Source organism: Seonamhaeicola marinus (genome assembly GCF_008085455.1).
In genome coordinates, this window is record NZ_VSDQ01000345.1 from 1 (window position 1) to 242 (window position 242).

Here is a 242-nt window from a genome sequence, read left to right on the forward strand (position 1 = left end):
AAGACATGGACATTACAGCTCACCCAGAAGAGCATGAAACACCAGATAAGTTTCAAGCAGAATGGGATAAGTTTGGACTTTGGCCTTTAGTAATGAAAAACGATGAAACTGTAGAAAGAGCATACTCAATGGCTTCTTATCCTGCAGAAGGACGTGAGATTATGTTAAACGTTCGTATTGCAACTCCACCATGGGATAGAAATAAGAATGGATGGATGGATGTTAATCCAGGAGTCGCATCT

At 40.5% G+C, this 242-nt stretch carries 1 pseudogene; it reads left to right on the forward strand.

Features of this window, described 5'->3' with window-relative positions:
• A pseudogene (locus tag FUA24_RS04835) lies at window positions 1–242 on the forward strand (NADH:ubiquinone reductase (Na(+)-transporting) subunit F); the annotation flags it as partial.